This is a genomic window from Mesorhizobium sp. ANAO-SY3R2 (genome assembly GCF_042466635.1).
GTDB lineage: Bacteria > Pseudomonadota > Alphaproteobacteria > Rhizobiales > Rhizobiaceae > Aminobacter.
The window spans coordinates 4,092,237-4,107,274 of the sequence record NZ_CP159955.1 but is presented as its reverse complement, the minus strand read 5'-3'; the positions used below and the strand labels follow the sequence as shown (position 1 = coordinate 4,107,274).

Annotated in this window: 9 protein-coding genes and 2 pseudogenes; 3 read left to right on the top strand and 8 right to left on the bottom strand. The window is 61.9% G+C overall.

Annotation, left to right across the window (positions count from 1 at the left end; all coding sequences use genetic code 11):
• The first annotated feature begins 79 nt into the window (after positions 1-79).
• The 3 genes and pseudogenes from ABSY17_RS24495 to ABSY17_RS24485 form a co-directional block, all read left to right on the top strand.
• Positions 80-4,363, top strand: coding sequence for an autotransporter domain-containing protein (locus ABSY17_RS24495; protein ID WP_378946689.1), 4,284 nt, complete (start codon positions 80-82; stop codon positions 4,361-4,363).
• A 110-nt stretch (positions 4,364-4,473) separates the two neighbouring features.
• Positions 4,474-4,680 (top strand): annotated as a pseudogene (locus tag ABSY17_RS24490) (IS5/IS1182 family transposase); the annotation flags it as partial.
• 131 nt (positions 4,681-4,811) lie between these two features.
• Positions 4,812-5,346, top strand: a pseudogene (locus tag ABSY17_RS24485) (IS6 family transposase); the annotation flags it as partial.
• A gap of 72 nt (positions 5,347-5,418) precedes the next feature.
• Here ABSY17_RS24485 and ABSY17_RS24480 read toward each other — a convergent pair.
• The 8 genes from ABSY17_RS24480 to ABSY17_RS24445 all read right to left on the bottom strand — a co-directional run bounded on the left by ABSY17_RS24480 (position 5,419) and on the right by ABSY17_RS24445 (position 14,830).
• Positions 5,419-6,600, bottom strand: a complete 1,182-nt coding sequence (locus tag ABSY17_RS24480; protein WP_378946686.1) for a M20 aminoacylase family protein — start codon at positions 6,598-6,600, stop codon at positions 5,419-5,421.
• Between the two features lie 26 nt (positions 6,601-6,626).
• On the bottom strand, positions 6,627-8,243 hold the full coding sequence (locus ABSY17_RS24475) for an ABC transporter ATP-binding protein (RefSeq protein ID WP_378946683.1): 1,617 nt from the start codon (positions 8,241-8,243) through the stop codon (positions 6,627-6,629).
• A 2-nt stretch (positions 8,244-8,245) separates the two neighbouring features.
• Positions 8,246-9,196: an ABC transporter permease gene (locus ABSY17_RS24470; RefSeq protein ID WP_378946681.1), complete on the bottom strand. Its 951-nt coding sequence runs from the start codon at positions 9,194-9,196 to the stop codon at positions 8,246-8,248.
• On the bottom strand, positions 9,193-10,134 hold the full coding sequence (locus tag ABSY17_RS24465; RefSeq protein ID WP_378946678.1) for an ABC transporter permease: 942 nt from the start codon (positions 10,132-10,134) through the stop codon (positions 9,193-9,195). Before ABSY17_RS24465 ends, ABSY17_RS24470 begins: the two co-directional genes overlap by 4 nt.
• 8 nt (positions 10,135-10,142) lie before the next feature.
• Positions 10,143-11,726: an ABC transporter substrate-binding protein gene (locus tag ABSY17_RS24460; RefSeq protein WP_378946675.1), complete on the bottom strand. Its 1,584-nt coding sequence runs from the start codon at positions 11,724-11,726 to the stop codon at positions 10,143-10,145.
• A 102-nt stretch (positions 11,727-11,828) separates the two neighbouring features.
• The gene (locus ABSY17_RS24455; RefSeq protein ID WP_378946673.1) at positions 11,829-12,818 is read right to left on the bottom strand and encodes a fumarylacetoacetate hydrolase family protein; all 990 of its coding nucleotides are present in this window, start codon (positions 12,816-12,818) and stop codon (positions 11,829-11,831) included.
• 94 nt (positions 12,819-12,912) lie between these two features.
• Complete coding sequence (locus ABSY17_RS24450) at positions 12,913-13,812, bottom strand: SDR family NAD(P)-dependent oxidoreductase (protein ID WP_378946670.1); 900 nt, start codon at positions 13,810-13,812, stop codon at positions 12,913-12,915.
• Positions 13,813-13,837: 25 nt separating this feature from the next.
• Entirely contained in the window at positions 13,838-14,830 is a 993-nt protein-coding gene (locus tag ABSY17_RS24445; protein WP_378946667.1) for a uroporphyrinogen decarboxylase family protein, read from the bottom strand.
• Between the last annotated feature and the right edge of the window lie 208 nt (positions 14,831-15,038).

Sequence of the window (15,038 nt, the reverse complement as noted above, 5' to 3'; positions counted from 1 at the left end):
TACGGGTGGAAGGATCGACCGAACGGCAAGCTCGCCGAATCTGCCCCGAAATCGGCCATGATGATCAGGGGCATAGGCTATGACGAGAACTGCACCACAATCCGCGCACGAGAAGCGGCGGCTACACGACGCTGCGCTCTCATCGTTGCGTTCGCGGTTGCGGATCGGCACGGCCCTGGCGGGCGTGGTGATGCCGCTGACCATGCCCGGCGTGGCGCTGGCCGCCGATGAATGCGGCGGTGTGCCGCTGGGTGGCATCGTCACCTGCACCGCCGCCGGCAACCCGTACGCGTCAGGAATTGCTTATGCAGCCGGTGGCCAAAATCTGACATTTGTTCTGACCGCGGATGGGCTGGTCCACACGACAGCGCCCGGCATCGGAATTTCCGTTTCTGGCGCGGGCAGCCTGCTCACCCTCGACCTGCAGGGGCGTGTCGTTACCGACGCTGCCGGTACGACGGCCGTGTGGGTCGGCGCGGATGCGACGAACACGATCGTCAACGTCAACAGCATCACGTCGGCAGGCACGGGACTCAACGTTGTCGGCGATTCCTCCATCTCCGTCACTGCCGGCACAATCGAAAGCGTGGACGAGGGCATCGTCGCGTTGACCTATGACGGTCCGATTTCCGTCGACGCCCATTCGATCACCACGACGGGCGACCACGCCTGGGGCATCGACGCCTTCAGCGCCGGCTTCGGGACCGTCACGATCAGCGGCGTCGGCCACATCGAGACCAGGGGCAACGCCAGCCACGGCATCGGGGCCAGTACCGGTGGCGACGTCGATATAGACGTCAATTCCGTGGCAACGCTCGGTGCGGACAGCCACGCAATCTACGCCCATTCCACCGATGCCGGCTTCGTTGACATTGATGTCGCCTCGGTTGCGACCCAGGGCGCACGCAGCAACGGGGTACTCACCTCGACCGGCGGTGGCGACATCGATGTCACCGTTGGTGACGCCTCTACGGTTGGCGACGACGCCACGGCTATCAGGGCGAGCTCCAGTTGGGGCAACGTCGGGGTCACCACCACCGGCCGGGTGTCCACGACCGGCGGCACCAGTCATGGCGTCCGTGCGTCGTCCACCAATGGCACCGTGTCAGCGACCAACAGCGGTACGATGACCACGGCCGGCGACGATTCCGCCGGCATTTTCGTCGAGGGTACCGCGGGCGCGCTTTCGGCGACGAATTCCGGATCGGTGGGCACGAGCGGCGACCGGTCGATCGCGATCTTCGCCACCAGCAGCCAGGGCGGCGTGACCGTCGGAAACTCCGGCATCATCGCCACCACGGGCAACGACAGCCACGGCATCATGGCTACAAGCCCGGATGGCGCCGTGACGGTGACCAACGGCGGCACGGTGACCACCACCGGCGACGATGCGGTGGCTATCGCTGCCGAGAGCGCTACCAAGGATGTCCGTGTCACCAATACGGGGACGTTGAGAACAACAGGGGCGAGCGCCGAAGCCATCTGGGCCAAGACCGACCAGGGCGACATCGTCATCGGCAACAGCGGCACCATCTCGACAACAGGTGCTGGGTCCACCGCCATTTCGGCGAATGCGGACGCCGGCGATATCACCGTGACCAGCACGGGCAACGTGACGACGGCCGACGGCGTGGCCGTACTTGCGCAAAGCAATCTGGGCAACGTGGTGATCGATGTGGTGTCCGCCACCGCGGGCGGCGTGGGTGGCAACGCCATCAATGGCTTCTCGACAGTGGGTAATGTCAATGCCAGGGTCGGATCGGCCTCCACGACAGGCGAAGGCTATGTAATCGACCTGCGTAGCGTCAACGGCGACCTGACGCTGGTCGCCGACACGGTGACGTCGCAGGCAGGATTTGCCACCGGGGTCTTCGCTGCGTCCGACACCGGCGGCATCGACCTGAAGGTGAACTCCATTGTCACCCAAGGGGAAGAAAGCCGCGGCATTTCGGCAGAGACGACCTCCGGTCCGATCGCCATCGACGTCGGCTCGGTTGCCACTGGCGGAGACTTGGCAGACGCCATCCTTGCCACGTCCGCCACAGGGGCCGTCACGGTCAATGCGCACGGCACGATCTCCACGACAGGCAGAAACAGCGACGGGGTCAGCGTCACGACCGACGGCGATGTCGACATCACGGTCAACGACATCAACACCATAGGCCGCGGGAGCGACGGCATCACGGCGAACTCGGGCAGCGGCAACCTGACTGTCGTCGCGAACGGCACCATCACGACGGAAGGTAAATCCGCCAAGGGTATCCGCGCTTCCAGCGACAGCGGCGACGTTGACGTCACGGCCGGGAACATCGACACCGCTCGGGACGATGCCCACGGCATCGAAGCGTACAGCACCTCCGGCAAGGTCAAAATCGTCAACACCGGCACGATCGCCGTTCGCGGCGAAAACGCGCATGGCATCGTGGCCAGCGGCGGCGCCGCCACCACTGTGATCGCCGATTCCGTTTCCGTATCCGGCTACAGGGCCGATGGCATCGTTATCTCCGATACCGCGGAGATCGACCTCAGGGTTCGCAATCTCGAGGTCACGGGCGACGGCAGCGACGGTATCATAGCGGAAATCACGTCCGGGCCGGTTCAGATCGATGTCGGCAATGTCTATGTCCGCGACGGCCGTGCCATCAGCGCCGAAACCAGAAACGGCGACACGGCGGTCCGGATTGCAGGCAAGGTGCGTGGCCAAGCCGAGGAGATCGTGTACGCTGGAAGTACAGGCGATACGCGCATTGACATCCTTGCCGGCGGCGAGGTGAGCAGCATCAGCGGAACGAGCACGGCAATATTCGCCACAGGCACTAACGTGCTGATCGACAATGCGGGTCTTATCAGTGCGACTTCGGTGCCGACGCTCATCACGGGCGGCGGCGGCGCTACCAGGCTGAACAATTCCGGCACGTTCATCGGCAGATGGTTCTTCGACCTGGGCGACGACCTCATCACCAACAGCGGCACGTTCAAGCTCTCCGGCACCAGCGGGTTCTCGGACGGCAACGACCTCTTCGTGAACACCGGCACTGTCAGCCTGCTTGCCAGCGCGTCGCTGCAGGATCTCGAGCGCTTCGAAAATTCCAGTCTGGTCACCATGGCCAACAATCGCGCGGGCGACGTGCTGACGCTTTCGGGCGACTATGCCGGCACCAATGGACGGCTTGTGCTCGACATCGGCGCCAACTCCGGCGGGGTGACGCACGACCAACTGGTCATCGGAGGAACCGCCACCGGCACCACCACGATCGCCCTGAATTCGCTGCGCGGCGGTGCAATGCTGCCGGGGCGCACGCTGACGCTGGTCGATGCCGCGGGCGGATCGGCGGCCAGTGCCTTTGTCCTGGCGCCTGAAACGGTCAATGGCGGCTTCGCGCACTACGCCATCAATTACGACGGCCTGGCCGACGACTTCTACATCTCCGCGTCTGAAGGCCTCGGCCTGTTCCAGATGCTCAAGGTCAACGAGGGCGCGCAGGCGCTGTGGCGGCAGTCCGCCGACGCCTGGTCGGCACGGACGGCAAGCTTGCGTGATCCGGCCAAGGATGCCGAGGAGCAGGGACGCCTGTGGGCCCAGTTCTACAGCTCGGCCGACGAGCGCGACCAGACCTATAGCGCAAGCGCCGGCGATTTCGACATCTCCTATCGCCAGAAGCATGTCGGCGGGCAGGTCGGTGCCGATCTCGGCACGCTCGGCGGTGTGACCTATGGTGTGACCGGCGGCTATCTCGCCTCGGCGCTGAAGTTCGCGGGAACCAACGACCGGACCGACTATGACGCCCTCAACCTGGGTGCCTATGCCCAGGGTCATTGGGGCAACTACTTCGTCAACGGCCTGGCCAAGTACGACCTGTTCGAGGCCAAGATCGACAGCGTGACGGGTGGCTTCACCGAAAAACTCGACGGCGGGGCCTACGGTCTCCAGCTCGAGGCCGGCGCGCGCTTCGGCAACGAAGGCTTCTTCTTGGAGCCTGTCGCCAGCCTGGCCTACAGCCACACCGACCTGGACACGCTCGCGGCAGCGGGTGCGACGGTTGATTTCGACGCGGCGAACAGTCTTCGCGGCAAGATCGGCGCCCGCATTGGCGGGGCTACGCCTGTTGGCGCCGGCATCGCCACCTTCTACCTCGGCGCCCATCTGGTGAACGAGTTCGAAGGCAAGGATGGTGTGCGCTTCGATACCGGCACGTCAACCAGCGTGTTGGCCAACGATCCGGTCGATGCCTACGGCCAGTTCCAGCTGGGCGCCACGCTGGTGTCGGAAGCCGGCCTGAACGGTTTCGTCGAAGGCACTGCATCGGTCGGCAACGACTATCAGAACTATGGTGGCCGCATGGGCGTCCGCCTGGCGTTCTAAGCTTCGGCGACTGTGCAAGTCTGACAATGATCCCCCGGCGCAGCCGGGGGATCCATTCTCTGGATTTCTTCTCTGGATTCTTCGGCAATCCCCATATTCGCAAAGCCGGCGCCCGCGACATCACCGCCGCGGACGCCCATGTCACCTCGCGCAGGCAGCGGAAGAAGGTCGAGATGCTGTTCGCCCACCTCAAGCTTGATCGTCTGCGACCACGAGGACCAAACGGGGCCCGCGACGAGTTTCACCTCGCAACCGCAGCCCAAAACTTCCGCAAACTCGCTAAGCTGATCCCAATGCCGATGCCGAAAGCGGCTTGAGAGGCCACGGCCTCTGCTCGTCTGGGATCAGCAATTGATCTAACGCACTCGGCCAGCCGATTTCTTCAACATATCGGTCAATTGCAGACAAGCCTGCACAATCCCTGCGTACCCTGTCGCCTTCAGGATTTCACGCCGCACCGCTTGTGCTCGAGCGTTTCAACCGCCGAAAGCGTCCGGTCACCAGAAAATGGCATGTCGCGGAGACGTATGTGTCGGTTTGGGGGCGATCGATGTGTCAATATCGTGCCATCGACAGCGTCGGCGACACGGTCGAGTTCTTCTTCAGCGCATCGCAATCTGGTGGCGGCCAAGCGCTTCATCCGAAAAGCGCTAATGCTCCATGACCGGCCGGATCGCATTGTCATCGACGGCAGCCAGACGAACCGGGAGGCAATGGTTGCCTGTGATGGCGAAAACAAGCTCAAAGACTGATCACGGCAACAACTGAAAGCGATCCGCATTCGCCAGTGCCAGCACCTGAACAACCTCATTGAGCAGGATCACCGACGCATCAAGCGTCGGCTTCGATCCATGCTCGGCTTCAAGTCTATGGTCACTGCCGCGACGATCCTGTCCGGCATCGAGATGGTTCACATGATGCGCAAGCGACGCCTACAATCCAGGCCGTCACTGGCTGAACAGTTCGATATCCTCGCGGCATAACGCTTTCGGGGATTGGTGCATTCCATCCCAGCCTCGAGTTTGCGACAAAGCCCTCAAACATCGGGTCAGGATTCAGACGCTGGCGTTGCCATTCTGTATGGGCAGCCGGCTTTCAACAAGCTCAACCCACCAGCTGCATCCGAAAGGAATGATCTCGTCATTGAAATCGTATTTCGGATTGTGCGGCGTGATCCTGTCTCCAGCTCCGAGCAGTACATAGGCGCCCGGCCTCTGCTCCAGCATGAAAGCGAAGTCTTCGCCGCCAAGCAGACGCTCGGCTTCCGAGGTCATGCCAGACACGCGCCTGCCTGTTTCCTCCGCGAAGTCGGTCTGCTCGTCGCTGGTCACAAGTACTGGATAGACTTCTTCGAGCGTTACGCGCGCCGAGCCGCCGAGCAATTGCGCCGTACCGGTTATGATCGTTTCGATCCGCGACTTGATCTGGGAACGCACCGCAGCACTATGGCAGCGAATCGTGCCACGGATCGTCACGCTTTGCGGGATCACGTTGAACGCCTTGCTCGACGACTCGATGGACGTCGTCGAAACCACGGCGTTTTCCATGGGTCCGACGTTTCTGCTGACGATCGTTTGAATTGCGCTCACGGTCTGCGCCGCGATTACCACCGGATCGATCGCCCGCTGCGGGCGTGCAGCATGACCGCCGCTGCCCATGATCTCGGCTTCAAAATGATCGACCGAGGCGAAGAACAGACCTTTTCGCGTGGCGAATTCGCCCAGCGGTATTCCCGGTGCGTTATGCATCGCATACACCTCCTGGATAGCCCAGCGCTCCATCATCCCGTCTTCGCACATTTCGCGACCGCCCCCGCCTACTTCCTCAGCCGGCTGGAAGATCAGCGCCACGGTGCCATCGAAATTCCGTGTTTCGGCAAGGTACTCGGCCGCGCCCAGAAGCATCGCCGTGTGACCGTCATGCCCGCAGGCATGCATCGCACCTGGAATCTTCGACGCCCAAGGCAGGCCTGTCTCTTCCTGGATCGGCAAGGCGTCCATGTCTGCACGGAGGCCGATGACCCGGGACGATGATGTCCCGCGTCCGCGTATAACGGCCACGACACCAGTGCGGCCGATTCCAGTCACGACCTCGTCGCAGCCAAAGCTTCGCAGCTTGGACGCGACAAATTCCGCCGTACGGACCATGTCGAAAAGGATCTCGGGCATCTCGTGCAAATGCCGCCGCCATGCCGCGATCTCGGCCTGCCGCTCGGCGAAGATATTTCTGATGGGCATCTATTGGTCTCCTGGGATTATCAGATTCAGTTCGCCTGGGCAGCGTTTCCTGGAACGGCATCCAGCAGTGAGCGGGTGTATTCGGCCGTGGGCTGGGAAAAGACCTGTTCCGTCGGGCCGCGCTCCACGAGCTTGCCGCGCTGCATGACCATGATCTCATCACAGATCTGGGCTGCCACGCGCAGGTCGTGCGTGATGAACAGCGTGGTCAGCGAGTATCGCGCCTGCACATCCTTGAAGAGCTTCAGCACTTGCGACTGGACGGAAACGTCGAGCGCCGAGACTGCTTCATCGGCGATAAGAATCGCCGGCTCCATGGCCAGGGCGCGCGCGATACAGATGCGCTGACGCTGCCCGCCTGAGAACTGGTGGGGCAACCGGTTCAACGCCTCGGCGTTCAATCCGACGATCTCCATCAGGTTACGCGCGCGATCCATGGCTTCCTCGCGGGAAACCCCGTAGTTCATCGGGCCCTCGATGATCGATGCACCCACCGTCATGCGAGGATTGAGGGAGCGATACGGGTCCTGGAAGACGACCTGGATCTGACGCCGATACTCGCGCATGGCCCGAGTCGACAGACTGGCGATGTCCTTGCCGCCAAACCGGATCTCGCCGGCCGTTGGATCAACAAGCCGCGCGATACACCGCGCGAAAGTCGACTTCCCCGACCCGGACTCCCCCACGATCCCAATCGTCTGACCACGTCGCACCTCCAGGCTGACGTCATCGACCGCGAAAAAACCTTTCGCAGAGGAAAGAAACCCGCCCCGGCCGTAGACCTTGCTCACCCCGCGCACCGACAGGGCAACCGGAATCGAATCCGGCACGGGCGCGCATTTCGGCACCATATCGGGTACTGCGGCGACAAGCATCTGCGTGTAAGGGTGCTTGGGCGCGCGCAGCACCTCATCGACCGTACCTGTTTCCACAACCTCGCCACGCCGCATGACCAACACGCGATCGGCGACATCCGCCACGACGCCAAAGTCATGGGTAATCATGAGGATGCCGGTGTTGCGCTCCTTTTGCAGTTCACGCAGCAGGCGCAGAATCTGGGCTTGGGTCGTCACGTCGAGGGCCGTCGTCGGTTCATCAGCGATCAACAGCGGTGGGTTCAATACCAGTGCCATGGCGATCATGACCCGCTGGCGCTGGCCGCCGGACATCTGATGCGGGTATCGGTGATAAATCCCCACGGGATCGGGCAGTCCCACGGCGTCGAGCAGTCCAATCACCTTCTTTTTCCGCTCGGCGCCGGAAAGCGTCGTGTGGATCTCCAGCATCTCGTCGATCTGGGCCCCAACCGTCAGAACCGGGTTCAGCGCGGTCGCCGGCTCCTGAAAGATCATCGCCATGTCTACGCCGCGCATCTTGCGGATTTTCGATGGAGAGAGGTGCAGGATGTCCTTGCCCATGACGCGGATGTTCCCGCCCACGACGGTCAACTGGCCAGCCGGCAGAAGCCCCATAATCGCGCCGGCAGTGACGGATTTGCCCGAGCCGCTTTCGCCAATGATACAGACGGTTTCACCTGGCGCGATTGTCAGGTTGAGCTTGTTCACCGCCAACGCCCGATCAGCCTTGTCCGGCAGGCGCACGGACAGGTCGCGGATCTCGATAATATTATCTGCAGCGTCCATGACTATTCTTTTCCGCCGATTTTGGGATCGAGCGCATCGCGCAGCCCGTCGCCCAGCAGATTCACGGCAAGAACCGTGAACGCTAGAAAGAAACCCGAGTAGAAGATGCCGTAGGGGTGGATCCGGAACAGGGTCCGACTCTCGGAGATGATGTTGCCCCAAGTCGGTACCTCGGCGGGGATACCCACCCCGAGGAACCCGAGTGCGGCTTCGGCCAGGATCGCTGAGGCGACGATGAAGGTGCCCTGAACGACCAGCGGCGCCATTGTATTGGGCAGAATGTGGCGGATGAGGATCTTCCACGTCGGGGTGCCGGTAGAGACAGCGGCCTCGATGAAGGACTCGACACGGATGGACAGCACGAGCGAGCGCACCAGTCGGGCAACCCGGGGAACCTCGGGAACGGTGATGGCGACGATTACCGTTCCAAGACTGGCCCCACGCAAGGATACCAGCGTGATGGCAAGCAGGATGCCTGGGATCGACATCAACCCATCCATCACCCGCATAATGATCCCGTCCAGGCGCCGGAAATAGCCGGCGACCATGCCCACCCCCATACCGAGCACCAAACTCAGGGCCGCGACCACGAAGCCGACGATCAACGACGTCCGCGCACCGTAGAGCACCCGGCTGTAGAGGTCGCGGCCGAGGTTGTCGCTGCCGATGTGATAGGTCCAGACAAAGCTCTTGCCGTCATTGTCAACGAGTTCGCCTACTGCCCCGGGGACAAGGTTACGGCTGCCCGGCGCAATGAAACTGGGGTCCGTCGTCCCAAGATGTCCGGCGAAGACGGCGATGAATGCAGCCGCGCCCAGCACCACTACGCCAAACAACATGCTCGGGTTGGCGCGAAGCACCGCCCAGACTGTTGCAAGCCAAGACCTTTCGGGCGCGGGGGCGGCGACGAAGGGTTCCTCGGCGTCGAACCCGCTTGGATTGCTCGGAGTCATTCGCGTATCCTTGGGTCGAAGAGGAAGCAGGCCAGATCGGTGAGCAGATTGACCAGCACGTAGATGAAGGAGAACAGCAGAATGATCGCCTGCGTCGTCGGGTAGTCCCGTCCCAGCACCGCATCCACCGTAAGCCGGCCGATGCCGGGGATGTTGAACACTGTTTCGGTGATCACCACGCCGCCAACAAGCAGTGCGACACCGATCCCAACCACGGTGATGATAGGGCCGGCGGCATTGCGTAGTGCGTGCCGGACGACCACCCGCCACTCGACCTGTCCTTTTGCCCGCGCCGTGCGCACATAATCCTGACCGAGCGTCTCGACGACGCTGGCGCGGGTCATGCGCGAAATGAGCGCGATGTAGATCATGCTGACGGTCAGGGTCGGCAGGATCAAATGCTTGAGCCATAACCAGAAGTCGTCGGAAAGCGGCTTGTAGCCCTGAACCGGCAGCAGTTTCAGCTTGATCGAGATGACATAGATGAGAAGATAGCCGACTAGGAAAGCCGGCACCGAGAAGCCGACAACGGAAAATCCCATGATCAGCCGATCGAGCCACGAGCCTCGCTTGTAGGCCGCAAGCACCCCCAAGGGAATCGCCACAACCAGCGTGAAAGCCAGCGTCGTAATGGTCAGCGAGATCGTCGGCCATGCGGCGTCGATCAGAAGGTCCGTCACTGGCACCTTGAAATAATACGACTGGCCGAAATCGCCACTGGCCATGTGGGAAATCCAGGTCTTGAACTGGATGATCAGAGGCTGATCGAGGCCGAGCGATTGTCGGATGCCCTCAATCTGGTCCTGTGTCGCATTCTCGCCGGCCAGGATGCTTGCGGGATCGCCTGCCGTCATGCGGAGAATGAAGAAAACGAACAGTGCTACGATCCCGAAAACCGGGATCGTTGCTAGTATTCGCCGTAATGCATAGCGGATCATTGTCTCTCTCAGTCGACCTTGGAGACGTTCCACCAGACGATTACCGGTCCCTGAAGCAGGCCCTTAATCGCGTCGCTGCGCCACGCAGCCGGAACGAAATATTCACCGAGGATTCCATAGGTGCCGTATTCGAAGACGCGGTCCTGGATCGCCTTGGCTATCGACTTGCGCTGTTCGTCATTCTCGGCGTCAAAGTAGGACTCGCGCAGCTTCTCCATCGCCTCGTCGCACGGCCAGCCGAAATAGGCCGTATCACAGGATGAATCGATGGCACGCAGAAGCGCCGGCTCGGTCACGTCCGAGGCAGGCATCCCCGACATGAATACATCCCAGCCGCCATCGGCCGCCGGCCCCTTGTTGCCACGGCGGCTGATGAAGGTCTGCCAGTCCATCTGCTCGACGCGGACCTTGAACCCCACGCGCTCCATGGCCTGCTTGGCCACAAGCGGCATGTCCTTCAGCATCGGAATCGTCGTAGGCCGCAGAATGACCACCTCGGAGCCGTCATAGGACGACTCGGCAAGAAGCTTCCGGGCCTCTTCGAAATTCGTCTCGGTAGCCCGCGTCTCCGACGGGAACGCATAGGGGCCATTGCACATGAAAATTGCACCGCATTCCTTGCCGAAGCGCGGATCGGGCATCGCCACCTTCAGATAATCCGGCTGGCTGATGGTCTTCAGCAGGGCAAGCCGGACCTTCTGGTCGTTGAAGGGCGGCTGCTTGTGATTCATCCGCAGGAAGAGCTGGCCACCCTGGATATTGATCGGAGCCACCGCGATCGTGTCGGGCTCAGCCTCCAGCAGCGGCAGCAAGTCGAGGCTGGGGTTTTCGAAGAAATCGATCTCGCCCGCCAGCAATGCATTCACCGCCGTCTGGCTGTCCGGCACGGTCACCAGTTCGAGACGATCGATGTTGACCTTCTTTCCGCCTGCCATCCCACTCGGCGGTTCGTTGCGAGGCAGGTAGTGAGGGTTGCGGACCAGAACCGTCAGGCTGCCTGGCTTGCGCTCATCTTCCTTCAGTACGAAGGGACCGGACGCGGTGTAATCCGTAATCTGCTCACTTGCCGGCGTTGCGGCAACACGCGCCGGCATGATGAACGGAACATTTGCCCCTGTCTTTGCCAGTGCGGCAAGCGTCAGACCGAAAGGCTCCTTCAGCGTGATGGTGAAGGTCTTGTCGTCGACGGCTACCATTTCCTTGGTGACGCCAGCGAGCCTTATCCCGAGCGTGTCCTTCTCCGACCAACGGCGTAGTGAGGCGATCACATCCGCAGTGGTCACCGGCTGGCCGTCAGAGAAGGCCAATCCGTCGCGCAAGGTAAAGGTGTAGACCAGCTTATCCGCGCTCACAGAATGTGTGTCGACCATCTGCGGTTTGATGTCGAACTTCTCGTCAAACGCGAACAGAGTATCATAGACCATGTACCCATAGTTTCGCGCCATGGTGTCGGTCGTGAAGATCGGGTCGAGTATTTTCAGGTCGGTCGCAATCACCGCCCGGAGAGTAGACTCGGCACTTGCTACTCCCATCAGGGAGACCGAGACGATACCGGTCACAATGGCCGATTTAACACATTCCAGAAGTTTCACACTATTCCTCCCTGCACTGGCAGTATTTGACGTGGATACTCGTTCGTTCAGCCAGCAGCCCAGTCTGGGCCGCTGCTGTCTCTTCCCCCCCTCGGTACGACCTCAGGAAGCGTGATATTTGGCGACGCGCTGGCGGATGGGGCCAAACACACTGCTACCATCGGGCAATGCGACCTCGACCTCGACACTGTCGCCAAATTTCAGGAACTCGGTTTTCGGCGCACCGGTGGCGATGATTTCGGTCATCCGCCGCTCCTGAATACAGGCGAAGCCCGCTTCGGGGTTGCGGTTGGAAATCGTTCCAGACCCGATAATCGTGCCCGCCGAAAGTCGGCGTGTGCCTGCTGCGTGGGCGATCAGAGTCGGGAAGTCGAAATTCAGGTCGGCCGCGGCATGTGGTTCACCCAAGATCTCGCCGTTCACCTGGGTCCTGACCTTCAGGTTTAGGCAAGCCCCGTTCCAATGCTGCTCCAACTCATCAGGCGTCACAGTGACAGCGGCGAAGGCCGTTGACGGCTTGGACTGCAGGAAGCCGAACCCCTTCGACAGCTCGCGCGGCATCAGGTTGCGGAGACTGACATCGTTGACCAGAGCGATCAGCTTGATGTGCTGGGTTGCCTGTGCGGCGCTGATCCCCATCGGGACATCGTCAACGATGATGGCGATCTCCGCCTCAAGGTCGATGCCCCACGCCTCGTCCGCGACTTCGATATCGTCGAATGGTCCGATGAACGTGTCTGATGCCCCCTGATACATCAGGGGATCGCTGTAGAGGAAATCTGGCATCTCCGCGTTGCGCGCCTTGCGCACCAGCTCGGCGTGGCTGAGATAAGCGGAACCATCGCACCATTGGTAAGCCCGTGGCAGCGGCGCCATGGCGGACTCGATCTTGAAGTCGAACGCGCCTGGCAACTGATCGTCATTGAGCAGGCGGTAGCGCTCGTTGAGGGCTGGATAAAGAGCGGACCAATTGTCCAGCAGCGCCTGCATCGTTGGCGCCAAGTCGGCGACAGCGGCCGCCCGGACCAGCGTCCGGTCGACCAGAACCAACTGCCCGTCGCGCGTGTTGTTTTTGAGAGTTGCAAGTTTCATGGTTACGACAGTCCCCGACACGCAGCTCGAACCCGGCCGGCGCCTCAAAATGGAGCCCAAGGGCTCAAGAAGATCAGTGTTGTTGTGGCTTAGTTCAGCCGGTGACGGCGGCTATGGCACTCCGGTATGTGTCGAGCGATCCTTCACCGCCTTCGCTGGCGAGATTTGCGACCGCCTCCCACTTGGCGACTTCCCGCGTCATGCTCTCGAGCTTTTCGCGGGTTGCGGCGACCGCGTCGGTGCCCAGTTGCAGGCGCAACGGCGGCTTACCCGCCATTTCGCCCACCGCAAGAATGGCGGCCGCGATCTGGGTCGGATCGGCGGCGGAGGCCGGGTAATCCTCGGCCACGGAAGCACGCACCTTGCCGGCAGTACCCGCGTAATCCTCAATGATCGTCTTGGCGATGTGCATGCCGCCGCCCCGGAAGGAGGATTTGAACAGGCCGGGCTCGACCATCGTCACGTCGATCCCGAGCGGACCCACTTCACCCGCCAGCGCCTCATGCACGCCTTCGAGGGCAAACTTGCTGGCATTGTAGATGCCGACTCCGGGCCGACCGCGGAAGCCACCCATCGAGGTCAGGGTGAGAATGCGCCCGCTGCGCTGTTGGCGCATCTGCGGGACTGCGGCGCGCAGCATGTTGAGCGTGCCGAAAAGATTGACGTTCATCACCCTGGCGATCTCGCCATCGTCGAGCTCTTCGATCGCGCCGATCTGGCCAACGCCGGCATTGTTCACCAGCACGTCGAGACGGCCGAATGCCTTGACGGTGAACTCGATCACGGCGGCGACGCTGTTGCGGTCGGTGATATCGAGCTCGGTTGCCTTGATTCGGTCTGGCGCGACCTGCGCAATGTGCTCGACCTCGGCCGCCTTGAGCCCGGTGATCACTGCCCGGTGACCCGTCTCACGGGCGAGCTTGGTTGCCAGTGCAAGGCCAAGGCCACTGGAGCAGCCGGTGACGAGCCAGACGGACGCGGTTTGATCTGTCATTTCTTAAGCGCCTTCGTGAAAGCAATCATTGATGTGCGCTGGCCTTGACCGCGCCGGCGACAGCCTGCAGCAGCTCGATCGGCGTGCCGGGGTGCAGCGAGCAATCGGGGCCAAGCAGGTGATGCCGGCCGCCGGTCGCGCCGATCGACTGACGCGTGCGTTCGACCAGCGCCTCGACCGTCATTTCGGCGAGCGGCCGGCCGGGCAGACCGCCCAGCACCGCGCGCCCGGTGCGTTCGCGCACCTCGTTCAGGCTCGGATTGCCCGGCGTGGTCGCCCAGCTGAACACGGACACGGGATAGTCGATGAAATCGTCGAACCGCGTGTTGTTGCCACAGACATGCAGGATGTTGAACGGCGCTTCCTTCACGGCATCGAGGATCGGCAGATCGAATTGATGTTGGAAGCGACGAACTTCCTCGCCCGACATGAGCGGCTGGGTTGCATAGCTCTCGGCATAGAATATGCCATCGATGCCGGCAGCAATGCAGCGGCGCGCATGCTGCCCCAAGGTCTCGGCGATGGCGGCTAGTCCACGCTCCAGCGCCGCCGGATCGTCGCGCATCAGCTGCAAAACGGCATCGCGCCCGCCGGGCAGCATGAGGCGCGTGGCCATGAGGGGCGAGAAGATGGTGGCAATGATTGGCACGTCGGGCCCGACCGCGGCGCGGACCGCGAGATAGGCTTCCAACTGCTCGGCCAGCGCGCCCTGCGTCGCTTCGGCAGGTTCGAGCGAGCCGAGGCCGGCAGCATCCTGCACCGCGAATTCACGCACCGTATAGATCTCGGTCTTCTCGGTCGAAGACTGAATGCGCGTGCCCCACATTTCGGCGAAGCACGTCGCCCGCGACTGCGGCTTGATGAAATCGAGGTCAAGGCTGCGGTAGAGGCCAAGAGTGGTGTCGGCCAGCGCCTGAGCCGAATGCTCGGAGGCGAAATCGTGCAGCCAGAAGCCCAGCGGCACTCGATCGACGGGCTCCCCGCGGATCGCGGCCATAACGCGATTGCGCTTGTTCATGCTTACCCCATGTCCATGCTCATTCCCCTAGGCGGCCTCAGCCCACAGAGGGAACGCATGCGCGAAAACGAAAGAAGATGGGCACAGGGCGCTGAAATCATGCTTCATGAGCCCTCCTTGCCCAGCGAAAAATCAGAAATTTGAGACGGTTGCTCGGTGTCTGTCGCTCTTGGCTGCGTCGTCGTGTAGTTTGTATGCAAATTCGCGT

What these genes read in the sequence shown, in the direction of transcription:
- ABSY17_RS24495 (WP_378946689.1), top strand. Translation starts at nt 80, where the DNA reads ATGACGAGAACTGCACCACAATCCGCGCACGAGAAGCGGCGGCTACAC.
- ABSY17_RS24480 (WP_378946686.1), bottom strand. Translation starts at nt 6,600, where the DNA reads ATGCCCATCAGAAATATCTTCGCCGAGCGGCAGGCCGAGATCGCGGCA.
- ABSY17_RS24475 (WP_378946683.1), bottom strand. Translation starts at nt 8,243, where the DNA reads ATGGACGCTGCAGATAATATTATCGAGATCCGCGACCTGTCCGTGCGC.
- ABSY17_RS24470 (WP_378946681.1), bottom strand. Translation starts at nt 9,196, where the DNA reads ATGACTCCGAGCAATCCAAGCGGGTTCGACGCCGAGGAACCCTTCGTC.
- ABSY17_RS24465 (WP_378946678.1), bottom strand. Translation starts at nt 10,134, where the DNA reads ATGATCCGCTATGCATTACGGCGAATACTAGCAACGATCCCGGTTTTC.
- ABSY17_RS24455 (WP_378946673.1), bottom strand. Translation starts at nt 12,818, where the DNA reads ATGAAACTTGCAACTCTCAAAAACAACACGCGCGACGGGCAGTTGGTT.
- ABSY17_RS24450 (WP_378946670.1), bottom strand. Translation starts at nt 13,812, where the DNA reads ATGACAGATCAAACCGCGTCCGTCTGGCTCGTCACCGGCTGCTCCAGT.
- ABSY17_RS24445 (WP_378946667.1), bottom strand. Translation starts at nt 14,830, where the DNA reads ATGAACAAGCGCAATCGCGTTATGGCCGCGATCCGCGGGGAGCCCGTC.